A 23662-nucleotide genomic window follows, 5' to 3' on the forward strand; every position below is an offset into this window, starting at 1 on the left:
ACCGCGCGGTAGCCCGGCCCCGCAGGGCCGGGTACCGCACCGGTCAGGCGGAGGCGGGCCTTCCGAAGAGCTCCCGCAGCACGTCCTCCATCGTCACCAGGCCCGTCATGGTGCCGTCCGCCCCGAGGACCGCCGCCAGGTGCGTACGGCTGCGCCGCATCGCGGTCAGCACGTCGTCCAGCGGGGTCTCGGCGCGCACCTGCGCGATCGTGCGCAGCGCCGACACCGGGAAGGGCTCGTCCCGCGCCTCCACGTCCGCGTCCAGGGCGTCCTTGACGTGCAGGTAGCCCAGGATCCCGTGCTGCGCGTCGACCACCGGGAACCGGGAGTACCCGGACTCGGCCGACAGCCGCTCCAGCCCGGTCGGGGTGATGCCCTCCCGGGCGGAGACCACCCGGTCCGCCGGCAGCACCACATCGGTCACCGGCCGGCGGCCCAGCTCCAGGGCGTCGTGCAGGCGCTCGGTCGCCCGGTCGTCCAGGAGCCCCGCGTTGCTGGAGTCCTTGACCATCCGCGCCAGCTCGTCGTCGGAGAAGGTCGCCGCGACCTCGTCCTTCACCTCCACGCGCAGCAGGCGCAGCAGGGCGTTGGCGAAGGCGTTGATCGCGAAGATCACCGGCCGCAGCGCCCGCGTCAGGGTCACCAGCGGCGGCCCCAGCAGCAGTGCGGTGCGCACCGGCTCGGACAGCGCCACGTTCTTCGGCACCATCTCGCCGAAGAGCATGTGCAGGTACGTCGCCAGGGCCAGCGCCACCACGAAGGAGATCGCGTGCGTCACCCCTGAGGGCACCCCGACCGCGTCCAGCAGCGGGGACAGCAGGTGCGCGATCGCCGGTTCGGCGACCACACCCAGCACCAGGGTGCACAGGGTGATGCCGAGCTGGGCCGCCGCCATCAGCGCCGACACGTGCTCCAGACCCCACAGGACGGCGCGGGCCCGCCGGTCGCCCTGCTCGGCGTAGGGCTCGATCTGGCTGCGCCGGACCGAGATCAGCGCGAACTCGGCGCCGACGAAGAAGGCGTTGACGACCAGGGTCGCCAGGCCGATCAGCAACTGGACCGCGGTCATCGGCCCTCCTCCCCGTCCTTGCCGCCGGCCGTCCCGGCCGGCATGTGCAGCAGTACCCGGGCGGCGCGCCGCCCGCTCGCGTCGACGACGTCGAGCTGCCAGCCGTCCAGTTCCAGACGGTCGCCGACGGCCGGGATGCGGCCCAGCTCGGTCGCCAGGAGGCCGGCGAGCGTCTCGTACGGGCCGTCCGGCACGCGCAGTCCGATCCGCTCCAGCTGGTCGGTGCGGGCGGCTCCGTCGGCGGAGTAGAGCAGGCGCCCGGAGGCGTCCGTGCCGGCCGGGGCCAGGTCCGGGGTCTCGTGCGGGTCGTGCTCGTCGCGCACCTCGCCGACGACCTCCTCGACGATGTCCTCCAGCGTGGCCACCCCGGCCGTGCCCCCGTACTCGTCGATGACCACGGCCATCGTCTGCTTGCCGGACAGCCGGTCCAGCAGCCGGTCCACGGTCAGCGACTCCGGTACGAGGAGGGGCTCGCGCAGCAGCTGCGACACCGGGTGGCGGTGGCGCTCCTCCGCGGGCAGCGCCAGCACGTCCTTGATGTGGACGGTCCCGACGACGGTGTCGAGGCTGCCCCGGTAGACCGGGAAGCGGGACAGGCCGGTGGCCATCGTCGCGTTCGCCACGTCCTCGGCGGTGGTCTGCACGTCGAGGGCGGTGACCTGGACGCGCGGGGTCATCACGTTCTCGGCGGTCAGGTCGGCCAGGTTCAAGGTCCGCACGAACAGCTCGGCGGTGTCCTTCTCCAGGGCGCCCGCCTTCGCGGAGTGCCGCGCCAGGGCGACCAGCTCCTGCGGGGTGCGCGCGGAGGCCAGCTCCTCGGCCGGCTCCATGCCGAAGCGGCGCACCATGTGGTTCGCGGTGGTGTTGAGATGGCTGATCAGAGGCCTGAAGGCCCGGCTGAACACCCGCTGTGAGGTCGCCACGCGCTTGGCGATGGCCAGCGGGGAGGAGATCGCCCAGTTCTTGGGGACCAGCTCGCCGACGACCATCAGGACGACGGTCGACAGGACGGTGGCCAGGACCAGGGCGGTGGAGGAGGCGGCGCCCGCCGAAAACCCCATGGACTTGAACGGGCCTTCGAGCAGGGCGGCGATGGACGGCTTGGAGATCATGCCGATGACCAGGCCGGTCACGGTGATGCCGAGCTGGGCGCCGGACAGCTGGAACGTCAGGGTGCGGACGGCCGCGAGGGCACTGTCGGCCCCGCGCTCGCCGCGCTCGACGGCTTCTTCGAGCTCGCTGCGCTCGATGGTGGTCAGCGAGAACTCGGCCGCGACGAAGACTCCGCAGGCCAGACAGAGGAGCAGCGCCACGACGAGCAGGAGGACTTCGGTCATCGGTCGATCACCTCCGTCCCATGATCAGCCAGGAGGAGGGGTATCGCGCGGTGTCGGCTGCGGATGTGTCGTGGACTGGGAGGCTCGCCCATGGGCGGACGCTCACACCTTTCGGGGGAGAGGGAGGAACCGTTGCCTACAGGGTAAAGGACCGGCAAAGAGATCGGATCATTCTTTTGTCCAGTCTCGCAGGGCGGAAGTCGGTGGCGGGCCGTGGTGCGGGCGTGCTTGGCTCCCGATCATGAACCCGACTGAAACTGAACCCGAGCTTCAGCCCCGTCCCCGGTTCCGGATCCGGACCGCGGTGCCGGCCGATGCGGAGGGCGTGCTCGCCTTCTGGAAGGAAGCCGCCGAGGGCACGTCGATCACGGACGACGTGGACGGGGTGACCGGGCTCGTCACGCGCGATCCCGACGCGCTGATCCTCGCGGAGGCGGACGGGGTCCTCGTCGGGTCGGTGATCGCAGGCTACGACGGCTGGCGGTGCTCGCTGTACCGGCTGGCCGTACTGCCGTCCCGGCGCCGGCAGGGGATCGCCAGCGCGCTGCTGGAAGCGGCCGAGCGGCGCTTCCTGGCGGCGGGCGGGCGGCGCGGCGACGCGATGGTGCTGGAGGAGAACGAGCGGGCCCACCGGGCGTGGGCCGCCGCCGGGTACCGCAGGGAGGACCACTGGCGGCGGTGGGTGAAGCCGTTCGCGTAGGGCGCGCCGTGGCCCGCCGAGGCCCGCCGGCTCAGTCCAGGCGGCGGGCCTCGCCGATGACGCAGTACGAGGTGGGCAGGGCAGGGCCGCGCTCGGGCAGCCGGAAGCTGCGCTGGGAGACGATCCGGAAACCGGCGGCCTCGATCGAGGCGAGCGGGTCGCGGGCCGTGTGGCAGCCGCCGAAGAGGTGCGGCCAGACGGTCCGGTCCAGGGCGCGCTGGAAGGCGGCCATGCCGGGGCCGGGGGCGAGGCCGTGCTCGAAGAAGCGGAGTTCGGCGCCGGGGCGGAGCACGCGGTGCAGCTCGGCGAGGGAGCGCGGCAGGTCCCGTACGGTGCACAGCACCAGCGAGGCGACGGCCGCGTCGAAGGCCTCGCTCTTGACCGGGAGGGCTTCGGCGGCGCCGGGTACGACGTCCACGGGGACCTCGGCGTGGAGCGCGGCGGAGGCCGCGAGGCGGCGGAGGGTGCGTTCCGGTTCGACGGCGACGACCTCGGAGACGGCGCGGGGGTAATGGGCGAAGTTGAGGCCGTTGCCGGCGCCGATCTCGATGACGCGGCCGGAGACGCCGTGGAGGAGCTCGGTGCGGAGGGCGGCTACGCCGGCGCGGGTGTCGGCCGTTTCGCTGAAGCGGGCGTAGAAGCGGGCGAAGAGGGGGTGGTGGATGGGGTCGCGGGGGCGGCGCGGCATGACGGACCTCCGGGGGCGGCGGTGGGGGCCGGTACCTCCAGGGTGCCCGGTCGGCTGCGCCTCACGCCTGGCGGGCCCGGCGGCGCCCGGGCTCCACGGGGCTCCGCCCCGGACCCCGCGCCTCAAGCGCCGGCGCGGCTGGTTTTGGCTCGGCTGGGTGGGTTTGTGCCGCTCAAGGATCGGGGCTCCGCCCCGGGCCCCGCGCCTCAAGCGCCGGCGGGGCTGGATGTGCCGCCGGGCGGGGTGGGCCACGTGGTGAGGAAGTCGGTGGGGGACCAGGTGCCCGCGAGGGTGGGGGAGAGCCAGGTGGGGGCGTCGGTGCGGAAGAGGGCCGGGGGGAGCGTGCCGGCGGACTGGGGGACGGCGCCCAGGAGGGGGGTGTCCGAGACCTCGGGGAGGTCGGCCAGGTTGCAGAGGGAGGCCAGGTCCGGGGCGGCCGGCCAGCTGCCGACGACCACGCCGAGCGGGGTCAGGGACCGGGCCCGGAGGGCCTCCGCCGTCAGGGCGGTGGAGTTGAGGGTGCCGAGGCCCGCCGGGGCGACGATCAGGACCGGGGCCCCGAGCAGGCGCGCCGCGTCGGCCAGGGTGTTGCCCGCCTCGTCGAAGCGGACCAGGAGGCCGCCCGCGCCCTCCACCAGGACCAGGTCGTGGGAGAGGGCGAGGCGGCCCGCCGCCTCGGCGATCCGCGCGGGGGAGACCGTGGGCAGCCCCGCACGGCGGGCCGCCGTGTCCGGCGCCAACGGCTCCGGGTAGCGGGCCAGTTCCACCGCCGTGACGGCGGGGCCCGCCAGGCGGACCACCTCCGCGGCGTCCCCCGGCTCGTCCGGGCCGACCCCCGTCTGGGCGGGCTTGAGCACCGCGACCGAGCGGCCGGCCGCCACGGCGGCGGCCGCGATCGCAGACGTGACCACCGTCTTGCCGATCTCCGTGCCCGTTCCGGACACCATGAGGATGGATGGGGTGGACATGTCCGTTTTCCTTAGCCTTCCTGAGCCGCCGCGACCACCGCGCGGCAGATGCGGGCCACATCGTCGTCACCGGTGACGAACGGGGGCATCGTGTAGATCAGATCGCGGAACGGGCGCAGCCAGACGCCCTCCCGGACCGCAGCGCGGGTGGCCGCCGCCATGCCGACCTCGTGGTCCAGCTGGACCACGCCGATCGCGCCCAGGACGCGAACCTCCCGCACCCCGGGCAACTCCTCGGCGGCCGCCAGGCCTTCGCGCAGCCCCGCCTCGATGCGCTTGACCTCGGTCGGCCAGTCCTGGGCCAGGAGCAGGTCGATCGACGCGAGCGCCACGGCCGCGGCGAGCGGGTTGCCCATGAAGGTCGGGCCGTGCGCGAGCACGGGGACCGAGCCCTGCGAGATGCCGTCGGCCACCCGCTCCGTGCACAGGGTCGCGGCGAGGGTGAGGTAACCGCCCGTCAGGGACTTCCCCAGGCACAGCACGTCCGGGGTGATCCCCGCGTGGTCGGCCGCGAAGAGCGCGCCCGTACGGCCGAAGCCCGTCGCGATCTCGTCGAGGATCAGGAGGACGTCGTACTCGTCGCACAGCTCGCGCAGCACCCGCAGGTGGGCCGGGTTGTGGAAGCGCATGCCGCCCGCCCCCTGCACCACCGGTTCCACGATGACCGCGGCCAGTTCGTCCGCGTGCGCGGCGATCAGGGAGCGGAGGTGGTCGTGGTACGCCGGGTCCAGGGGCGTGTCGAAGCCGCCGGGCGGCGCGTCCGCGAAGACCTGCCGCGGCAGGTGGCCCTGCCACAGCTCGTGCATGCCGCCCTCGGGGTCGCAGACGGCCATCGGCTGCCAGGTGTCCCCGTGGTAGCCGCCGCGCCAGGTCAGCAGCCGGGTCTTGCCCGTCCGGCCGAGCGAACGCCAGTACTGGAGGCACATCTTGACCGCGACCTCGACCGAGACCGAGCCCGAGTCGCAGAGGAACACGTGCTCCAGCCCCGGCGGGGTGATCTCCACCAGCCGGGCCGCCAGCCGCACGGCGGGCTCATGGGTGAGCCCGCCGAACATCACGTGCGACATACGGCCCAGCTGCGCGCTCGCGGCCTCGTTCAGCACCGGGTGGTTGTAGCCGTGGATCGCCGACCACCAGGAGGACATGCCGTCGACCAGTTCGGCGTGGCCCTGCCCCTGCCCGGCCGGATCCGCGAGCCGCAGCCGCACCCCGGAGGCGGAGTCGACGACCAGCGGCTCCTGCCGCCCGGGCATCGGACCGTACGGGTGCCAGACGTGCTGCCGGTCCAGCGCGAGCAGTTCCGCGCAGTCCGACTCCGGCTGAAGCTGATCAGGCATTGGGGGCGAGGTCCGTCCCCGCGCCACGACGGCGCACCGCCACCAGATCGGAGCGCACCTCCCCGGCCTCCGCCTGCGCCGGTACGGGCGCCGTCTCCGCGTGCCCGGAGCAGCCACCACAGGCCGAACCGCACCCGGCTTCCGCCGCACTGTCGCCGGAGCCGGCCGAGCCGCACAGGGAGGCGCCGCCACCGTGCGAACCGCAGCCGCCCGCCGTGGCCGCCTCCGCCACGTCGGCCCGGTGGGCCGGGAGCGTGGTCGTACCGGCGCCCTCCACCTCGAAACCGGCGTCCGCGATCATGTCGAGGTCGGCCTGTCCGGCCTGGCCCTCACTGGTGAGGTAGTCGCCGAGGAAGATGGAGTTGGCGATGTTCAGCGCGAGCGGCTGCATCGAGCGCAGGTGCACCTCGCGGCCGCCCGCGATCCGGACCTCCACGTCGGGGCAGACGAAGCGGACCATCGCGAGGATCCGCAGGCAGCGCTGCGGGGTGAGGTTCCACTCCTTGGCGAGCGGGGTGCCCTCGAAGGGGATCAGGAAGTTGACCGGCACCGAGTCCGAGTCCAGCTCCCGCAGCGCGTAGACGACGTCGACCAGGTCCTCGTCGCTCTCGCCCATGCCGGCGATCAGGCCCGAGCACGCCGACAGGCCGGCGGCGTGCGCCTTCTGCACCGTGTCGACCCGGTCCTCGTAGGTGTGGGTCTTGGTGATCTGCCCGTACGTCGCCTCGGAGGTGTTGAGGTTGTGGTTGTACGCGTCGGCGCCCGCTTCGCGCAGCCGCTCCGCCTGGCCGTCCGAGAGCAGGCCGAGGCACGCGCAGACCTCGACGCCCTCGTTCTGCTCCTTGATCGCCGCGATCGTCTTGCCGACGCGCTCCACGTCCCGGTCCGTCGGCCCGCGGCCGCTCGCGACCAGGCAGACCCGCTTCGCGCCGCCCGCGACGCCGGCCGCGGCGGCCTGGGAGGCCTCGTCCGGCTTCAGCCACGTGTACTTGAGGATCTCGGCCTTCGAACCGAGCCGCTGGGAGCAGTAGGAGCAGTCCTCCGGGCACAGGCCCGACTTCAGGTTGACCAGGTAGTTCAGCTTGACCCGACGCCCGAACCACTGGCGGCGCACCTTGCCGGCCGCGGCCACCACGTCGAGCAGTTCGTCGTCGGACGTCGCCAGTACGGCGAGCGCCTCTTCACGGGTCGGCAGCTCGCGCCGCAGCCCCTTGTCCACCAGGGTGTTCAGCAGGTCCATATTGCCGATCCTGGACCACACCCCCACTCCCGGCCAAGGAGAGATCGCACAACATGGCCGGTTGGGAGTGTGTGTATCGCCACACCTGACACTCAAGCCCCGGCGGCTAGGGTCGTGCAAAGTCCCGGCGGTTAGGGTCGGGCAGGTCTGTGGACTGCCGACAAAACAAGAGGACGCGCCGATGCCCCAGCCCACTCCCGATCAGGTGGACGTCTTCTCCTGGATCGACGCCGCGGAGGGCGCCCGCGAACGGGCCGGGCTCGTCCGCACGCTGCGCCCGAGGCCGGCCGAGTCGCCGCTCCTGGACCTCGCGAGCAACGACTACCTCGGTCTGTCCCGGCATCCGCAGACCGTCCGCGGCGCGCGCGAGGCGGCCGAGCGGTGGGGGGCCGGAGCCACCGGATCGCGTCTCGTGACGGGCACGACGGAGCTGCACGCGCAGCTCGAACGCGAGCTCGCGGACTTCTGCGGATTCGAGGCCGCACTGGTCCTGTCCTCCGGATACGCGGCCAACCTGGCCGCCGTGACCGCGCTCAGCGACCGGGGCACGCTGGTCGTCTCCGACGCCGGGAACCACGCCTCGATCGTCGACGGCTGCCGCCTGTCCCGCGCCGAGACCGCCATCGTCCCGCACTCCGATCCGGAGGCCGCGCGCAAGACGCTCGCCGCGCACGAGGGGCGGGCCCTGCTGGTCAGCGACTCCGTGTTCTCCGTCGACGGGGACGCCGCCCCGCTCGCCGGGTACGCCGCCGCCTGCCGCGACGAGGGCGCGGCGCTGGTCGTGGACGACGCGCACGGGCTGGGCGTGCTGGGGGAGGGCGGCCGCGGCGCGCTGCACGCGGCCGGGCTCGCGGGCGCGCCCGACGTGGTCGCCACGCTGACGCTCTCGAAGTCCCTGGGCAGCCAGGGCGGGGCGGTGCTCGGTCCGGCCAAGGTCATCCGCCACCTGGTCAACACCGCGCGCACGTTCATCTTCGACACCGGGCTGGCCCCGGCCGCCGCGGGCGCGGCGCTGGCGAGCCTGCGCCTGCTCCGGCGGGAACCGGAACGCGCCGGCCGCGCCCGCGAGGTGGCCGCCCAGCTGTACGGGCGGCTCACCGCGTCCGGCCTGACCGCGGCCCGGCCGGACGCGGCCGTGGTGTCGGTTCGGGCCCCGTCGGCCCCGGCGGCACTGCAGTGGGCCGCCGACTGCCGCGAGGCAGGTCTGTCCGTGGGGTGCTTCCGGCCGCCGTCGGTGCCGGACGGCATCTCCCGACTGCGGCTGACCGCCCGGGGGGATCTCACGGGGGAGGAGATCACCCGGGCCGTGGCGACGATCCTGCGGACCGCCCCTGCCGGAGCCACGGACCGGTAGGCGGAGCTACGGGAGCACGTCCGCCCGTACGGAAGCGATGAAGCCGTTCCAGGCCGGCCCGGTGAAGAGCACGGCCGGGCCGTCCGTCCGCTTGGAGTCGCGGACGGCCAGCAGGCCGCCACCGAGGGCGGCCGCTTCCACACAGTTGTTCATTCCGGTGCTGCGGCTGCTCCGCCGCCACCGCGCGCTGATCAGAAGTCCGCTGATCGATAAGGGGGTTGCGGACACGGGGGTGCCTCCTTACGCGTCGTCAGCAAGTGAGCTGATGAGATCCGACGAGTCCTGGGGCGGGAGGGCGTGTTCCTGGATGGTGCGGAACGCGGCGCTGTACGCCTCTAGGTCTTCCTTCCGCTCCAGATAGAGGCTACTCGTCAAATGGTCGAGCACCACCACATCCAGATCGGCGATGTTCGGAAATGAGAAAATGACGAACGGTCCGGTGAGGCCGAGATGACCCCCCACGCTGAACGGCAGCACCTGTAGTCGCACTTGGGGCAGCCGCCCCACCTCCGCCAGGTGCCGCAGCTGCTCCGCCATCACGCCCGGCCCGCCGATCTGCCGGCGCAGCACCGCCTCGTCCAGTACGGCGCTCAGCTCCAGCGGCGGATCCGCCCGCAGCACCGACTGCCGGGCCAGCCGTACGTCGACCAGCGCGTCCACCTTCGGCTCGGGCAGCCCGCCCAGCGCGGCCCGGGTCACCGCCCGCGCGTACCCGGCGGTCTGCAGCAGTCCCGGGACCACGGACAGTTCCACGGTGCGCGCCGCGCTCGCCCCCGCCTCCAGACTGATGAAGTCCCGGTACTCCTGGGGCAGCAGCCCCCGGTAGTCGTGCCACCACTGGCGTCCCCGCCCGGTGTCGCCGCCCGGGCCGGGGCCCGCGGCCGAGGCCGACAGCGCCTCCAGCAGGGCGCGCTGCTCGGGGCTCACGATCTCCCCGTAGACGTCCAGGAGCAGCCGGATGTCCTCGGGTTTGACGCCGCTGCGCCCCGTCTCGATACGACTGATCTTCGACTGGTGCCATCCCGCGATCCGGGCGGCCTCACCACTGGTGAGTCCGGACCGGTCGCGCAGGGCACGCAGTTCCTCGCCGAGCTTGCGCCGACGCACCGCGGGACCGTGCTGCACACCCGCCTCCTTCCACCGGCACAGCTCGCACCAGTCTGCCGTCCAAATACGCTCTTCCGTAGCAGAGTTCACCGCATTGAGCGACAGATATATGCATATCTTGGGGGAACGGCGGATGCGGCGGCACGATGGGTGGCACTCTGGCGTCCAGCACAGATCCGGGGCCGTTCGGCCCCGGTGGGAAAGGGACCGTCGCCATGGCAGATCACCAGGAAGCATCCGTCACTCTGCCGAGCGATCCCGCCTCGGTCGCCGCCGCCCGACGCTACGTCGCGCAGGTGCTGGGCGAATGGGGGCTTCCCGATGACGCCGAGACCGCCGACAGTGTCCGGCTGATCGTCTCGGAGCTCGCCACCAACGCCGTGCAGCACACCTTCGGCCAGTCGCCGACCTTCACCGTAGACATCCGGCTGGAGCGCGAGGAGTGGCTGCGCGTCGGCGTCACGGACAGCCACCCGCGCTGGCCCAAGCGGCTCCCGGCCGCCGTCCAGCAGGACAACGGCCGGGGGATGGTCATCATCCGCTGGCTCGCCGCGGAGGCCGGCGGCCGCCTCTCGGTCAGCCCCACCGAGGACGGGGGCAAGACGGTCTGGATCGCGCTTCCCTGGACGGTCGCGGCGACGCCGGCCAGGACCGCCACCGGCTGCTGAGAACGGGCTCAGACGAGGCCGCGCTCCACCGCGCTGCGCTCGATGCACAGTTCGTTGCCCTCGGGGTCGGCGAGCACCACCCAGCCCAGGACGCCGTCCTCGGCCCGCTGGTCGTCCACGATCTTCGCGCCCAGCGCCACGAGGCGCTCGACGGTCTCGTCCCGCGTGCCGGTGGCGGGCTGGATGTCCAGGTGCACCCGGTTCTTGACGGACTTGGTGTCCGGCACCCGGATGAACAGCAGGCCCGGCACGTCCGGCCGGTCGGGGTCGAGCAGGACCTGGTCGTCCCCTTCGAGGTCATCGGGGTGGATCGGGAAGCCGGTCACGGCGGACCAGAATTCGGCGATCCTGTAGGGATCGTGGGCGTCGAAGGTGATGTGCCGGACGGGATTGACGAACATGCGTCTCCTTGATCGGTGTTCCGAGTGGTCCTCCGTATACGGAACGGGGCCAAGACGGCAACCGGATTGAACCGGGTACCTCCCCGAAACGTGGGTTAACGCGGCGGAAAACCACGGCGCATACCGTGGTCCAACGCGCTTCCGCCAATGATCACCCATGATCCGGTAAAGCCGCGGTGGTCGGGACGGAAAGCCTTTCTCTGCGTTGGGCAAGACACGCTTGGCTCGGATATGTGCAGGTCAACAAAGTGTTGACGGCCGATAGGGTCGCCCCGGCGCGATCTTGATCTTGTCCCGGAAACTTGGTGATACGTGTGCAACTGACACCGCACGAGCAGGAAAGACTGCTCATCCACGTGGCTGCGGACGTGGCCGAGAGGAGACGGGCGCGGGGGGTGCTCCTCAACCACCCCGAGGCCATCGCGCTCATCACCTGTCACATTCTCGAAGGCGCCCGCGACGGGCGGACCGTGGCCGAGCTGATGGCCTCCGGCCGTACCGTGCTCAGCCGTGAGGAGGTCATGGAGGGGATCCCCGAGATGATCCACGACGTCCAGGTCGAGGCGACCTTCCCGGACGGCACCAAGCTCGTCACCGTCCACGACCCGATCGTCTGAAGAGGAGCAATCCGCATGATCCCCGGCGAAATCGCCTACGGGGACGGGCCGGTGCTCCTCAACGAGGGCCGTCCCGTCACCCGCCTCACCGTGCTCAACGCCGCCGACCGGCCCGTCCAGGTCGGCTCCCACTACCACTTCGCCGAGGCCAACCCCGGCCTCGACTTCGACCGCTCCGCCGCCCGCGGGCTGCGGCTCAACATCGCGGCCGGCACCGCCGTCCGCTTCGAACCGGGCATCCCGGTCGCCGTGGAACTCGTACCGCTGGCCGGGCTGCGCACCGTACCGGGACTGCGCGGGGAGACCGGAGGGCCGCTCGATGGCTGAGATCTCCCGCCAGGTGTACGCCGACCTCTTCGGGCCGACCCGGGGCGACCGGATCCGGCTGGCCGACACCGACCTCTTCGTCGAGATCGAACAGGACCTCAGCGGCGGCCCCGGCCGGGCCGGCGACGAGGCCGTCTTCGGCGGCGGCAAGGTGATCCGCGAATCCATGGGCCAGTCCCGCACCACCCGCGCCGAGGGCGCTCCCGACACCGTGATCACCGGCGTCGTGATCCTCGACCACTGGGGCATCGTCAAGGCCGACATCGGCATCCGCGACGGCCGCATCTGCGGCATCGGCAAGGCCGGCAACCCCGACACCATGGACGGCGTGGACCCGGCGCTCGTCATCGGCCCCGAGACCGAGATCATCGCGGGCAACGGGAAGATCGTCACGGCCGGTGCCATCGACGCCCACGTCCACTTCATCTCCCCGACCGTCATCGAAGCGGCGCTCGCCTCCGGGATCACCACCCTGGTCGGCGGCGGCACCGGACCCGCCGAGGGCTCCAAGGCCACCACCGTCACCCCCGGACCCTGGCACCTGGCCCGGATGTTCGCGGCGCTGGAGGCCTACCCCGTCAACATCGGCCTGCTCGGCAAGGGCAACACGATGTCCCGCGAGGCCATGCACTCCCAGCTCCGCGGCGGCGCACTCGGCTTCAAGCTCCACGAGGACTGGGGGTCCACCCCCGCCGTCATCGACGCCTGCCTGAGCGTCTGCGAGGAGACCGGCGCCCAGGTCGCCATCCACACCGACACCCTCAACGAGGCCGGTTTCGTCGGCGACACCCTCGCCGCGATCGCGGGGCGGACCATCCACTCGTACCACACCGAGGGCGCGGGCGGCGGGCACGCGCCCGACATCATCACCGTGGTCTCCGAGCCCAACATCCTGCCCAGCTCCACCAACCCCACGCGGCCGCACACGGTCAACACCGTCGAGGAGCACCTCGACATGCTGATGGTGTGCCACCACCTCAACCCGGCCGTCCCCGAGGACCTCGCCTTCGCCGAATCCCGGATCCGGCCCTCCACCATCGCGGCCGAGGACGTCCTGCACGACCTCGGGGCCATCTCGATCATCTCCTCCGACTCCCAGGCCATGGGGCGCGTCGGCGAGGTCGTCCTGCGCACCTGGCAGACCGCCCACGTGATGAAGAAGCGGCGCGGCTTCCTCCCCGGCGACGGACCGGCCGACAACCACCGGGCCCGCCGCTACGTCGCCAAGTACACGATCAACCCCGCCGTCGCCCAGGGGCTCGCCCGGGAGATCGGCTCCGTCGAGACCGGCAAGCTCGCCGACCTCGTGCTGTGGAACCCGGCCTTCTTCGGGGTCAAACCCGAAGTGGTCGTCAAGGGCGGCCAGATCGCCTACGCGCAGATGGGCGATGCCAACGCCTCCATCCCCACCCCGCAGCCGGTCATGCCCCGCCCGATGTTCGGCAGCCACGGGCGCGCGCCCGCCCTCAACTCGCTCAACTTCACCGCGCAGGCCGCCCTCGACGACGGACTGCCCGAACGCCTCGGACTCGCCAAGCAGTTCACGGCGATCGAAAGCACCCGGAAGGTGGGCAAGGCGGACATGCGCAACAACGACGCCATGCCGCGGGTCGAGGTCGACGCCGACACCTTCACCGTCACCATCGACGGAGAGGCGGTGGAGCCCGCGCCCGCCGCCGAACTGCCCATGACACAGAGATACTTCCTCTTCTGATGAGCCTCGCCGCACTCCTCGTCCTCGCGGACGGCCGCTTCCCCGCCGGAGGCCACGCGCACTCCGGCGGGGCCGAGGCCGCCTGCAAGGCGGGCCGCATCCGCGACGCCGCCACCCTGGAGGACTACTGCCGGGGCCGGCTGCACACCGCCGGACTCACCGCCGCCGCGCTCGCCGCGGCCGGCGCCCTCGGACTCGACCCCGCGGAGCTCGACGCCGCGGCCGACGCCCGTACCCCCTCACCCGCCCTGCGCGCCGCGGCCCGGCGGCTCGGCCGGCAGCTGCTGCGCGCCGCCCGGGCCACCTGGCCCCACCCCGAGCTGGAGGCACTGGCCGCCGCGTTCCCGCGCGGCGCCCACCAGCCCGTGGTGCTCGGCCTCACCGCCCGGGCGGCCGGGCTCGGGCCGCTCGACGCCGCGCACGTGGCGGCGTACGAGAGCATCGGCGGCCCGGCCACCGCGACCGTGCGGCTGCTGGGCCTGGACCCCTTCGAGGCGAGCGGGGTCCTGGCCCGCCTCACCCCCGAACTCGACGCCGTGGCGGCCCGGGCGGCACAAGCCGCGCACCGGGCCCGCTGCGACGGCACGGACTGCCTGCCCGCGGCCTCCTCGCCCCTGCTGGAGATCGCGGCCGAGGTCCATGCCGACTGGCCGGTACGCCTCTTCGCCTCCTGAGCGCCCCGACCGGCCAGCCAGACCACCCCCCAAGGAGACCCCCCATGCACCTCGACCACGGTGTGACCTACCCCCACCGGCACACCCACAGCGCCGACCCGGTCCGCGCCGACGGCACCCGGCGCGCCCTGCGCATCGGACTCGGCGGACCGGTCGGCTCCGGCAAGACCGCCACCGTCGCCGCCCTGTGCCGCGCCCTGCGCGCCGAACTGTCCATGGCGGTCGTCACCAACGACATCTACACGCGGGAGGACGCCGAGTTCCTGCTCCGCGAGGCCGTGCTGCCGCCCGAGCGGATCAGCGCCGTCGAGACCGGCGCCTGCCCCCACACCGCCATCCGCGACGACATCTCCGCCAACCTGGAGGCCGTGGAGGAGCTGGAGGAGACGGTCGGCCCCCTCGACCTGATCCTCGTCGAATCCGGCGGCGACAACCTCACCGCCACGTTCTCCCGGGGCCTGGTCGACGCCCAGATCTTCGTCATCGACGTGGCCGGCGGCGACGACATCCCGCGCAAGGGCGGCCCCGGCGTCACCACCGCCGACCTGCTCGTCGTCAACAAGACCGACCTCGCCCCGCACGTCGGCTCCGACCTGGACCGGATGGCCCGCGACGCGGCCGAGCAGCGCGGTGAACTGCCCGTCGCCTTCCAGTCGCTGCGCGGCCCCGAAGGGGTGGCCCCGGTGGCCGCCTGGGTGCGCGAGCGGATCGCGGCCTGGACCGTACGGTGACCGCCCTACTCGGCACCGAAGCCGCGGCCCCGCCCGCGGCGGGCCTGCGGGCCACCGCCCGCATCCACGCGACCGCCGACGGGCGGGGCGGCACCGCCCTCCCGCTGCTGGCCGGCGAGGGCCCGCTCGCGCTGCGCCGCACCCGGGGCGCGGGACCCGAGGCCGGGGTCATGCTGGTCGGCGCGATGACCGCCCCGCTGGGCGGTGACCACCTGACCGTGGAGGCCACCGCCGGGCCCGGGGCGCACCTCGCCCTCGCCTCGGCGGCGGCCACCCTGGCCCTGCCAGGCCGGGGCGGCGAACCCGCGCGGTACGACGTACGCCTGACCGTGGAGGAGGGGGCGTCGGTGCGGTGGCTGCCGGAGCCGCTGGTCTCCGTGCGCGGCAGCGACCTGCGCGTGCACACCCAGGTCCAACTGGCACCCACCGCCCGGCTCCTGCTCCGCGAGGAGCAGGTGCTGGGCCGCTGCGGGGAAGCCCCGGGCCTGCTGCGCAGCCGGCTCACCGCCACCCGCGGCGGCCGCCCGCTGCTGGACCAGGAGCTCACCTGCGGCCCCGGCGCGCCCGGCGGCTGGGACGGCCCGGCCGGACTCGCGGGCCACCGGGCGCTGGGACAACTCCTGATCGTGGACCCGGCCTTCGAGCAGGACCCGCCCGCCGCGGGCGTGCTGGGGGAGTTCGCCGTGGTCACCCCGCTGGCCGGCCCCGCGGTGCTCGTCACGGCCCTCGCTCCCGACGCCCTGCGGCTGCGTGAACTCCTCGACGAGGCCGCCCGCGGCTACGGCCCGCCGCGGCAGGCGTAGTTACGGACGAAACAGACACCGCTCAGCGGTACACGCCTCTCCGGTTATCGGGTTGGCAAAGAACTGGACCCTGGTCTGTTCCCAGGTCCAGGTCAGGCGCAAGGATCCCCCTGCACGCGGACGACCACAACGACCGCATCCGGCCGCCGATGGCGGCACCTGACGCAGGGGGAACAACCACGTGATACGCACCGCGGCGCTGGGGAGCGCCGCCACACTGATCACCGGCACGCTGGCGGCGGGCCTGATGCTCGCGCCGTCCGCCTCGGCGGCCTCGGCCGGCCGTGACAACGGGGCCGCGGAGGCGGTCGGCGTCCAGATCGCCGCCGCCCGCGCCGCCCGCACCGGGATCGAGTGGAAGGACTGTCCCGCGGACTGGGGCTTCGAAAAGCCCATCCAGTGCGGCTGGGTGAAGGTTCCGCTCGACTACACCAAGCCGTTCGGCAAGACCATCGACCTCGCCGTCGACCGGATCGGCAGCACGGGCACCCCGGAGGAGCGCCAGGGCGCGCTCATCTACAACCCCGGCGGCCCCGGCGGTTCCGGCATGCGCTTCCCGCGCCGGGTCACCACCAAGAGCCCGCTGTGGGTCAACACCTCCAAGGCGTACGACTTCGTGGGCTTCGACCCCCGCGGCGTCGGCCACTCCGCGCCCATCTCCTGCATCGACCCGCAGGAGTTCGTCAAGGCGCCCAAGGCCGACCCGGTCCCGTCGAGCGAGGCCGACAAGCGCGCCCAGCGCAAGCTCGCCGCCGAATACGCGGACGGCTGCAAGGAGCGCAGCGGCGAGATGCTGCCGCACATGACCACGCCGAACACCGCGCGCGACCTCGACGTCATCCGCGCCGCCCTCGGCGAGAAGAAGCTGAACTTCCTCGGCGTCTCCTACGGCACCTACATCGGAGGGGTCTACGCGACCCTCTTCCCGACCCACGTGCGCCGCATGATCGTCGACAGCGTCGTCAACCCGGACCAGGACAACATCTGGTACGAGGCCAACCTCGGCCAGGACGTCGCCTTCCAGATGCGCTGGAACGACTGGCAGGACTGGGTCGCGAAGAACGACGCCGTCTTCCACATCGGCGACACCCGCGCCAAGGTCGAGGCCAAGTACCAGGAGCTGCGCGCCAAGGCCAAGGCCAACCCGCTCGGCGGCGTCGTCGGCCCGGCGGAGCTCATCGGGTTCTTCCAGGGCGCCCCGTACTACGACTCCTCCTGGGTCCCGGTCGCGCAGGCGTTCAGCGCGTACGTCGCCGGTGACGAGAAGCCGCTGATCGAGGCGATCGCCCCGGACATGTCCGACACCAAGGGCAACGCCACCTCGGAGAACGGCAACGCGGTCTACACCGCCGTCGAGTGCGCCGACGCCAAGTGGCCGACCAGCTGGGCCAAGTGGGACCGGGACAACAGCAAGCTGCACGAGAAGTACCCGTTCCTGACCTGGTCCAACGCGTGGATGAACCTGCCCTGCGCGACCTGGAAGTCCAAGCAGAGCAGCCCGATCGAGGTCGGCGCCAAGCGCCGTCTGCCGCCGGTCCTGATCGTCCAGTCGGAGCGCGACGCGGCCACGCCGTACGACGGTGCCGTCTCGCTGCACAAGCGGCTGGCCGGCTCGCGCCTGATCACCGAGCAGAACGCCGGCTCGCACGGTGTCACCAGCCTGGTGAACCCCTGCATCAACACCCGGGTCGACGCCTACCTGCTCACCGGCAAGGTCGACGCCCAGGACGTGAAGTGCGGTCCGCACGCCACTCCGGTCCCGCCGGCTCCGGCCGCCGCGAAGGCCCTGACGGCCGAGGCCCCCGCCTCGGACCTGCCGGCCCGTGAGGAGCTCCCGGCCGTCCGCTAGCCGGGAGCGTCCCCGACGCCGCAGTGACGGGAGCGTCCCCGACGCCGCAGTGACGGGAGAAGGCTCAGCGCCCCGAGCGCCGGGCCTTCTTCCGTTCGGCCTCTGCCTCGGCCTTGACCTCGGTCGCGTACCGGTCGACGTACTCCTGGCCCGACAGGCGGAGGATCGCGTACATGATCTCGTCGGTGACGGCCCGCAGGACGGCCCGCTCGCCCTCCATGCCCGCGTACCGCGAGAAGTCCAGCGGTTCGCCGAAGCGGATCGTCACCCGCCGGATCTTCGGGATCTTCTGCCCGGGCGGCTGGATCTCGAAGGTGCCGAGCATCGCGCACGGGATGACCGGCACCCCGGCGCCCAGGGCCATGGCGGCCACGCCCACCTTGCCCTTGTACAGCCGCCCGTCGTGCGAGCGCGTGCCCTCCGGATAGATGCCCAGCAGCTCGTCCTTGGCCAGCACCCCCAGCCCTTCGCGCAGCGCCGCCTGCCCGGCGTCCTTCCCGGAGCGGTCCACGGGGATCTGCCCGGCGCTGCGGAAGAACGCGGCGGTGAGCCGCCCCTTGACCCCCGGGCCGGTGAAGTACTCGGCCTTGGCGAGGAAGGTGATCCGCCGCTTGAGGATCGCGGGCATCAGGAAATGGTCGGAGAACGAGAGGTGATTGCCCGCGACGATCGCGGCGCCCTCCGCCGGGATGTTCTCCAGACCCTCGATCCGCGGCCTGAACAGCAGCCGCAGCAGCGGGCCGAGCAACACGTGCTTGAGCAAGTGGTAGAACACCAAGCCGCTCCCATCGATATCCCGTTGTCACGTCCAGCTTACGGACGGTGAGTCACGGGCCCGAGCGGTGGGCGGGCGCGATGTTCGTCAAACGTTGCGGGAAGCGGCCATCCCGGCGGTCAGCAGCCCCAGCACCACCCAGCCGAACCACAGCCAGCCGTTGCTGCCGAGGACCACGGAATACGTGGCGACGGCCACCAGAGCGGCGAAGGTCATGACGGCCATCGCCTTAACGGATCCGGTCATGCCCCATGGTTGCGCGCGAAGGCGGTCCTCCGCTACTGGCCACGCGCTTGGAGCGAGGCGAGATACGAGTTGTACGCCTCCAGCTCCTGGTCCCCGTCACGGTCCGCGGCCCGGTCGGAGCGCTTCGCCGCCCGCTGCTCCGAGTGGTACCACTGGTAGACCAGCGCGATCAGCACCAGCACCGAGGGGATCTCGCTGAACGCCCAGGCGATGCCGCCGCCCCACTGCTGGTCGAGCAGCGCGTCGATCCCCAGCGAGGCCGGCGGGTTCTCGTACGTCTTGATCATCGGCTCGCTCGCCATCATCAGCGCGATGCCGAAGAAGGCGTGGAAGGGCATGCCCGCGAAGAGCTCCAGCATCCGCATCACGTAGCCGGGGCGGTGCGGGCCCGGGTCGATGCCCATGATCGGCCAGAAGAAGATCAGGCCGACGGCGAGGAAGTGCACCATCATCGCGATGTGCCCGGTCCGGCTCTCCATGAGGAAGTCGAAGAGCGGGGTGAAGTACAGGGCGTACAGGCTCGCGATGAACATCGGGATCGTGAACGCCGGATGGGTCACCACGCGCATGTAGCGGCTGTGCAGCAGCACCAGCAGCAGTTCGCGCGGCCCCTTGTGGCCGCGCGCGGCGGGCGGCAGCGCGCGCAGCGCCAGCGTCACCGGGGTGCCGAGGAGCAGCAGGATCGGGGTGACCATGCTGATCACCATGTGCTGGACCATGTGCACGCTGAACATGACCATGCCGTAGTCGTTCAGCTTGGTGCACATCACCAGGACCACCGTCAGCACGCCGGTGGTGAAGGCGGCGGTCCGGCCCGCCGACCAGGAGTCCCCGCGGCGGCGCAGCCGCAGCACGCCCCATCCGTACAGCGCCAGCCCGATCAGGGACCCGAAGAGGAAGAAGGCGTCGAAGGAGAACTCCAGCCCGCGCCCGAGAGTGAACGGCGGCAGGTCCATGTTCATGTCCATGCCGTGCCCGCTGTGGTCCATCCATTCACTCCCTTGACTGTGGCGCCCCACCACAGTAGTGCCGCCCCCGTACGCTCGTGCGCGCGGGGGCGGCCGTAAGGGGCATACGGTTACAGAACCGTCTGCGCCTCGTCGTACCGCTCGGCCGGAACCGTCTTGAGGGTCGAGGTCGCCTCGGCGAGCGGCACCATCTCGATGTCCGTGCCGCGCAGCGCGGTCAGCATGCCGAACTCGCCGCGGTGCGCGGCCTCCACGGCGTGCCAGCCGAAGCGGGTGGCGAGCACCCGGTCGTACGCGGTCGGCGTGCCGCCGCGCTGGACGTGGCCCAGGATGACCGGCCGGGCCTCCTTGCCCAGGCGCCGCTCCAGCTCCACGGCGAGGATGTTGCCGATGCCGGCGAACCGCTCGTGGCCGTACTGGTCGGTGCCGCCCTCGTGGAACTCCATCGAGCCGGGGCGCGGCTTGGCGCCCTCGGCGACCACGACGATCGCGAACCGCTTGCCCGCGGAGAAGCGCTCGCCGACGATCGCCGTCAGCTCCTCGATGTCGAAGGGGCGTTCCGGCACGACGATCGCGTGCGCGCCGGCCGCCATGCCCGAGTGCAGGGCGATCCACCCGGTGTGGCGGCCCATGACCTCCACGACCATCACGCGCTGGTGGGACTCGGCGGTGGTCTTCAGCCGGTCCAGCGCCTCGGTGGCGACCCCGACGGCCGTGTCGAAGCCGAAGGTGACGTCGGTGGACGCGATGTCGTTGTCGATGGTCTTCGGGACGCCGACGATCGGCAGACCGGCCTGCGAGAGCAGGTTCGCGGCCTTCAGGGTGCCCTCGCCGCCGATCGGGATGATGGCGTCCAGGCCCAGGTCGGCGACATGGCCGCGGGCGCGCTCCACGCCGTCGCGCAGGTGCGCGGGCTGCACCCGGGAGGAGCCGAGGATGGTGCCGCCGCGGGCGAGGATGCCGCCGACGGCGTCGAGGTCGAGCTTGCGGTAGTCCGCCTCCAGCAGGCCCTTCCAGCCGTCGTGGAAGCCGATCACCTCGTCGCCGTGGTCGACGACGGCGCGGTGCACGACGGAGCGGATGACGGCATTGAGGCCGGGGCAGTCGCCACCGGAAGTGAGCACACCTATGCGCATGGCAGAACAGACCTTTGCAACGTGGGCCGACGACCGGACCACGTCGTCCGGTTGGAACTACGGCCACCCTACAAGCGGTGGAGCAGTGGACTGAACCATCCTCCACAAGCTGGTCGTACTCGTCGTACGAAACGACGTCGGCCCGGTTCCCCCAAGGGAAAACCGGGCCGAACAGATGATGGCGGGGCCGCCCCGATGAGCGGCCCGTGCGGTGCTAGGCGGGCTGCGTCGCCGCCGCGATGCGCTCGGCGCGCAGCGCCTCGTACCACCGGTCGTCTATGGCCGGCAGCGCGTTCACGTCGAGGGCCAGCTTCAGCAGCAGGTCCGCGATCTGCGGGTTGCGGGCCATCACGGGGCCGTGCATGTACGTGCCGAACACCGTGTCGTTGTACGCGCCTTCGGTGCCGTCCCCGGTGCCGTTGCCGCGGCCCATGGTCACCCGGGCGAACGGGCGGGCCGTCGGGCCGAGGTGGGTGACGCCCTGGTGGTTCTCGAAGCCCGTCAGCTGGGGCAGGCCGAGCCGCGGGTCGATGTCGGCGAGGACGTCGCCGACGCACCGCTCGCCCTCACCGCGCACGGTGACGACGTCCAGCAGGCCGAGGCCCTCCTGGCGCTCGCCCATGTCGTTGACGAACTCCTTGCCGAGGATCTGGTACCCGGCGCAGACGGAGAAGACGATCGCCCCGTTCGAGACGGCCCGCTGCAGGCCGCCGTCGCGCAGCAGGCGCTCCGCGGCCAGCCGCTGCGGCCGGTCCTCGCCGCCGCCGATCAGGTAGATGTCGCCGGAGGTGGGGATCGGCTGGTCGCTGCGCACGTCCACGCGCTGCACGTCCAGGCCGCGCTGGCGCGCCCGGCGCTCCACCACCAGGGCGTTGCCCTGGTCTCCGTACGTGCTCAGCAGGTCGGGGTAGACCCACACCAGACGCAGGCTGTTGTCGCTCATGCTCGTGTGTCCTCTGGAGGTATGAGTACTAGTTGCCGACGCGGCGGCGCACGTCCTGGAAGGCGGTGTAGTTGGCGATCAGCTCGATCTGCCCGGGCGGCGCCAGCTGCACGGCCTCGTCGAGGGTCTCGCACACCCGGAAGTCCAGGCCCGCGACCTCGAGGCGGACCGCGAGGTCCAGCTTGCGGTCGCCGATCACGAAGATCGGGTGGCCCACCAGGCGCGGGTAGTCCACGTCCCACAGCCAGGAGGTGTCGGTGCCGTCGGCGCCGCGCGCGTTCACCGAGAGGATCACCGGAGCCGGCGGCGGGTCGATCAGCGAAAACGTTTCGAGCCAGCCCGCCGGGTTCTTCGCGAGCAGCAGGCGCAGCTCACGGCCCTGGAAGTTGACCACGTCGTAGCGGCCGGCGACGGCCTGCACCTGGTACATGCGCTCCAGCGCGACCTGCGGCGGGACGCCGAAGACCGCGGCCACGGCGGCCGAGGTGGCGGCGTTGGCCTTGTTGGCGCGGCCCGGCAGCTGGAGGTGGATCGGCCAGGCCGAGCCGTGCGGGTCCAGGACGTGGTCGCCGGAGAGCACCCAGGTCGGGGTGGGGCGGCGGAAGCCGCACTCGCCGCAGAACCAGTCGTCGCCCGGGCGCTGCATGACACCGCCGCAGGAGGGGCACGACCAGGCGTCGTCCTTCCACTCCTGGCCGGCCGCGACCCACACCACGTTCTGGGAGGAGGAGGCGGACCAGACGATCAGCGGGTCGTCGCAGTTCGCGACGATGACCGCCTTGGAGCCCTGGAGGCCCTCGCGCCACTTCTCCGCGAGCATGCGGGTCTCGGCGGCGCGGTCCAGCTGGTCGCGGGAGAGGTTGAGCAGGGCGATCACCTTGGGGGTGACGTCCCGGGCCACCCCGGCCAGGTACTTCTCGTCGACCTCGATGACGCCGTACTTGGCGTCCGAGCCGCCGGCGAGGGCGGAGGTGATGCCGGCCGGCATGTTCGCGCCGAGCGCGTTCGAGACGACGGGGCCGCTGGCGCGCAGGGCCTCCGCGATCAGCCGGGTCGTCGTGGTCTTGCCGTTCGTCGCGGAGACGAGGACGACGTCGAGGTGCTGCGCCAGCGCGCCGAGAAGATCGGGGTCGAGTTTGAGTGCGACCTTGCCACCGATCACCGATCCGCTTCCGCGTCCCGCGGCCCGCGACACCGCCGCCGCGGCCTTGCCCGCCGTCACGGCCAGCTTGGCCCGCGGCGAAAGCGGCTCCGTGTTGCCTGCCATCGTCCCTTGTCCTCCTTGCGTCGGTCGGCCCCAGCCTATCCAGTACCTGCCGGAGCCTTGACCGCGGCGCCCCCACGCCACGGCAGATCTCCTCATATAGTCGCCCGTCGTACCCTTACCGCCATGCGACAGCGCCCCATTCCCGGTACCACCGGACTCGTCCGCACCATGAGCCTGCTGGGCGATCCGGTGCTCCATTCCGCTTGCGCGGAGGTCACCGAATTCGGCCCGGCGCTCGACCGGCTCATCGAGGACATGTTCGCGACGATGTACGCGGCCGAGGGGGTCGGCCTCGCGGCGAACCAGATCGGCGTCGGGCAGCGGGTGTTCGTGTACGACTGCCCCGATGACGAGGATGTCCGGCACGTGGGGCACGTAGTCAACCCGCGGCTGGTTTCCGCCGACGGAGACGAGTTCGTCGGGCCCGAGGGGTGTCTGTCCCTGCCGGGGCTGGAGGCCGGGACGGCTCGCTTCGACCAGGCGGTCGTCGAGGGCGTGACGTCGGACGGGGCGGCCGTGCGGATTTCCGGGAGCGGGTTCTTCGCGCGGTGCCTGCAGCACGAGTGCGATCACCTGGACGGTGTCGTCTATGCGGACCGGGTGACGGGCCTCCGGGCCCGCCGCCTGCGGCGGGCCATCCGGAAGACCCCCTGGGGCACCGCGTCGCTGCCCGGCTGACCGCTTGGTCTCGCCGGGGCAACTTCAGCCTTGCCGGCGTTTGAGGCGCGGGTCCGGGCGGAGCC

The 23662-nt window shown here is 72.2% G+C and carries 26 protein-coding genes; 11 read left to right on the forward strand and 15 right to left on the reverse strand.

All coding sequences use genetic code 11. The features are described from left to right. Positions 1–43: 43 nt before the first annotated feature. Entirely contained in the window at positions 44–1069 is a 1026-nt protein-coding gene (locus tag ACFTXQ_RS21945; protein ID WP_382643189.1) for a hemolysin family protein, read from the reverse strand. After that, on the reverse strand, positions 1066–2406 hold the full coding sequence (locus ACFTXQ_RS21950; protein ID WP_382643191.1) for a hemolysin family protein: 1341 nt from the start codon (positions 2404–2406) through the stop codon (positions 1066–1068). The genes ACFTXQ_RS21945 and ACFTXQ_RS21950 overlap by 4 nt, the downstream gene beginning before the upstream one ends. 241 nt (positions 2407–2647) lie before the next feature. Between ACFTXQ_RS21950 and ACFTXQ_RS21955 the strand changes: the two genes are divergently transcribed. Next, positions 2648–3106 carry a GNAT family N-acetyltransferase gene (locus ACFTXQ_RS21955; RefSeq protein ID WP_382643193.1) on the forward strand — a complete coding sequence of 153 codons (459 nt, stop codon included), beginning with the start codon at positions 2648–2650 and terminating at the stop codon, positions 3104–3106. Between the two features lie 31 nt (positions 3107–3137). On the opposite strand, the gene ACFTXQ_RS21960 is transcribed toward ACFTXQ_RS21955, so the two are convergent. The 4 genes from ACFTXQ_RS21960 to bioB all read right to left on the reverse strand — a co-directional run bounded on the left by ACFTXQ_RS21960 (position 3138) and on the right by bioB (position 7339). Next, a complete protein-coding gene (locus ACFTXQ_RS21960) occupies positions 3138–3794 on the reverse strand; it encodes a class I SAM-dependent methyltransferase (RefSeq protein WP_382643195.1) in 657 nt (218 codons plus the stop codon). Between the two features lie 206 nt (positions 3795–4000). After that, entirely contained in the window at positions 4001–4762 is a 762-nt protein-coding gene (gene bioD, locus ACFTXQ_RS21965) for a dethiobiotin synthase (protein ID WP_382643197.1), read from the reverse strand. Positions 4763–4773: 11 nt separating this feature from the next. Further along, the gene (locus tag ACFTXQ_RS21970; protein WP_382643199.1) at positions 4774–6099 is read right to left on the reverse strand and encodes an adenosylmethionine--8-amino-7-oxononanoate transaminase; all 1326 of its coding nucleotides are present in this window, start codon (positions 6097–6099) and stop codon (positions 4774–4776) included. Beyond that, the gene (gene bioB / locus ACFTXQ_RS21975; RefSeq protein WP_382643201.1) at positions 6092–7339 is read right to left on the reverse strand and encodes a biotin synthase BioB; all 1248 of its coding nucleotides are present in this window, start codon (positions 7337–7339) and stop codon (positions 6092–6094) included. Before bioB ends, ACFTXQ_RS21970 begins: the two co-directional genes overlap by 8 nt. A 181-nt stretch (positions 7340–7520) precedes the next feature. Here bioB and ACFTXQ_RS21980 point away from each other — a divergent pair, with 181 nt between their 5' ends. Continuing rightward, positions 7521–8693, forward strand: coding sequence for an 8-amino-7-oxononanoate synthase (locus tag ACFTXQ_RS21980; RefSeq protein WP_382643203.1), 1173 nt, complete (start codon positions 7521–7523; stop codon positions 8691–8693). Between the two features lie 6 nt (positions 8694–8699). Here ACFTXQ_RS21980 and ACFTXQ_RS21985 read toward each other — a convergent pair whose 3' ends face one another. Next, positions 8700–8921 carry a DUF397 domain-containing protein gene (locus ACFTXQ_RS21985; RefSeq protein WP_382643205.1) on the reverse strand — a complete coding sequence of 74 codons (222 nt, stop codon included), beginning with the start codon at positions 8919–8921 and terminating at the stop codon, positions 8700–8702. 12 nt (positions 8922–8933) lie between these two features. Further along, positions 8934–9818, reverse strand: a complete 885-nt coding sequence (locus tag ACFTXQ_RS21990; protein ID WP_382643207.1) for a helix-turn-helix domain-containing protein — start codon at positions 9816–9818, stop codon at positions 8934–8936. Between the two features lie 197 nt (positions 9819–10015). On the opposite strand from ACFTXQ_RS21990, the gene ACFTXQ_RS21995 reads away from it, so the two are divergent. Further along, positions 10016–10468 carry an ATP-binding protein gene (locus ACFTXQ_RS21995; protein WP_382643209.1) on the forward strand — a complete coding sequence of 151 codons (453 nt, stop codon included), beginning with the start codon at positions 10016–10018 and terminating at the stop codon, positions 10466–10468. An 8-nt stretch (positions 10469–10476) separates the two neighbouring features. Here the strand turns inward: ACFTXQ_RS21995 and ACFTXQ_RS22000 are convergent, their stop codons facing one another. Next, the gene (locus ACFTXQ_RS22000) at positions 10477–10869 is read right to left on the reverse strand and encodes a VOC family protein (RefSeq protein ID WP_382643211.1); all 393 of its coding nucleotides are present in this window, start codon (positions 10867–10869) and stop codon (positions 10477–10479) included. Between the two features lie 314 nt (positions 10870–11183). On the opposite strand from ACFTXQ_RS22000, the gene ACFTXQ_RS22005 reads away from it, so the two are divergent. The 7 genes from ACFTXQ_RS22005 to ACFTXQ_RS22035 all read left to right on the forward strand — a co-directional run bounded on the left by ACFTXQ_RS22005 (position 11184) and on the right by ACFTXQ_RS22035 (position 17584). Then, positions 11184–11486 carry an urease subunit gamma gene (locus ACFTXQ_RS22005; protein ID WP_382643213.1) on the forward strand — a complete coding sequence of 101 codons (303 nt, stop codon included), beginning with the start codon at positions 11184–11186 and terminating at the stop codon, positions 11484–11486. 15 nt (positions 11487–11501) lie between these two features. After that, on the forward strand, positions 11502–11813 hold the full coding sequence (locus ACFTXQ_RS22010; protein ID WP_360869926.1) for an urease subunit beta: 312 nt from the start codon (positions 11502–11504) through the stop codon (positions 11811–11813). Then, positions 11806–13527, forward strand: coding sequence for an urease subunit alpha (locus ACFTXQ_RS22015; RefSeq protein WP_382643215.1), 1722 nt, complete (start codon positions 11806–11808; stop codon positions 13525–13527). The genes ACFTXQ_RS22010 and ACFTXQ_RS22015 overlap by 8 nt, the downstream gene beginning before the upstream one ends. Further along, a complete protein-coding gene (locus ACFTXQ_RS22020) occupies positions 13527–14201 on the forward strand; it encodes an urease accessory protein UreF (protein ID WP_382643217.1) in 675 nt (224 codons plus the stop codon). The genes ACFTXQ_RS22015 and ACFTXQ_RS22020 overlap by 1 nt, the downstream gene beginning before the upstream one ends. A 44-nt stretch (positions 14202–14245) precedes the next feature. Further along, positions 14246–14932, forward strand: a complete 687-nt coding sequence (gene ureG, locus ACFTXQ_RS22025; RefSeq protein WP_382643219.1) for an urease accessory protein UreG — start codon at positions 14246–14248, stop codon at positions 14930–14932. Continuing rightward, entirely contained in the window at positions 14929–15735 is an 807-nt protein-coding gene (locus ACFTXQ_RS22030) for an urease accessory protein UreD (protein ID WP_382643221.1), read from the forward strand. Before ureG ends, ACFTXQ_RS22030 begins: the two co-directional genes overlap by 4 nt. A 247-nt stretch (positions 15736–15982) precedes the next feature. Beyond that, on the forward strand, positions 15983–17584 hold the full coding sequence (locus tag ACFTXQ_RS22035) for an alpha/beta hydrolase (protein WP_382643247.1): 1602 nt from the start codon (positions 15983–15985) through the stop codon (positions 17582–17584). A 64-nt stretch (positions 17585–17648) separates the two neighbouring features. Here the strand turns inward: ACFTXQ_RS22035 and ACFTXQ_RS22040 are convergent, their stop codons facing one another. The 6 genes from ACFTXQ_RS22040 to ACFTXQ_RS22065 all read right to left on the reverse strand — a co-directional run bounded on the left by ACFTXQ_RS22040 (position 17649) and on the right by ACFTXQ_RS22065 (position 22919). After that, complete coding sequence (locus tag ACFTXQ_RS22040; protein ID WP_382643223.1) at positions 17649–18359, reverse strand: lysophospholipid acyltransferase family protein; 711 nt, start codon at positions 18357–18359, stop codon at positions 17649–17651. Between the two features lie 87 nt (positions 18360–18446). Then, positions 18447–18605 carry a hypothetical protein gene (locus ACFTXQ_RS22045; RefSeq protein WP_360898424.1) on the reverse strand — a complete coding sequence of 53 codons (159 nt, stop codon included), beginning with the start codon at positions 18603–18605 and terminating at the stop codon, positions 18447–18449. Positions 18606–18637: 32 nt separating this feature from the next. After that, positions 18638–19594 carry a cytochrome c oxidase assembly protein gene (locus ACFTXQ_RS22050; protein WP_382643225.1) on the reverse strand — a complete coding sequence of 319 codons (957 nt, stop codon included), beginning with the start codon at positions 19592–19594 and terminating at the stop codon, positions 18638–18640. Positions 19595–19683: 89 nt separating this feature from the next. After that, positions 19684–20709, reverse strand: coding sequence for a 6-phosphofructokinase (locus tag ACFTXQ_RS22055; RefSeq protein ID WP_382643227.1), 1026 nt, complete (start codon positions 20707–20709; stop codon positions 19684–19686). Between the two features lie 214 nt (positions 20710–20923). Next, positions 20924–21652 (reverse strand): type 1 glutamine amidotransferase, encoded by a 729-nt coding sequence (locus ACFTXQ_RS22060; protein ID WP_382643229.1) that lies wholly within the window; start codon positions 21650–21652, stop codon positions 20924–20926. A gap of 28 nt (positions 21653–21680) precedes the next feature. Next, on the reverse strand, positions 21681–22919 hold the full coding sequence (locus ACFTXQ_RS22065) for a MurT ligase domain-containing protein (protein ID WP_382643231.1): 1239 nt from the start codon (positions 22917–22919) through the stop codon (positions 21681–21683). Positions 22920–23042: 123 nt separating this feature from the next. On the opposite strand from ACFTXQ_RS22065, the gene def reads away from it, so the two are divergent. After that, complete coding sequence (gene def / locus ACFTXQ_RS22070) at positions 23043–23597, forward strand: peptide deformylase (protein ID WP_382643233.1); 555 nt, start codon at positions 23043–23045, stop codon at positions 23595–23597. Positions 23598–23662 lie beyond the last annotated feature (65 nt).

Source organism: Streptomyces sp. NPDC057010 (assembly GCF_042673805.1).
Taxonomy (GTDB): Bacteria; Actinomycetota; Actinomycetes; order Streptomycetales; family Streptomycetaceae; genus Streptomyces.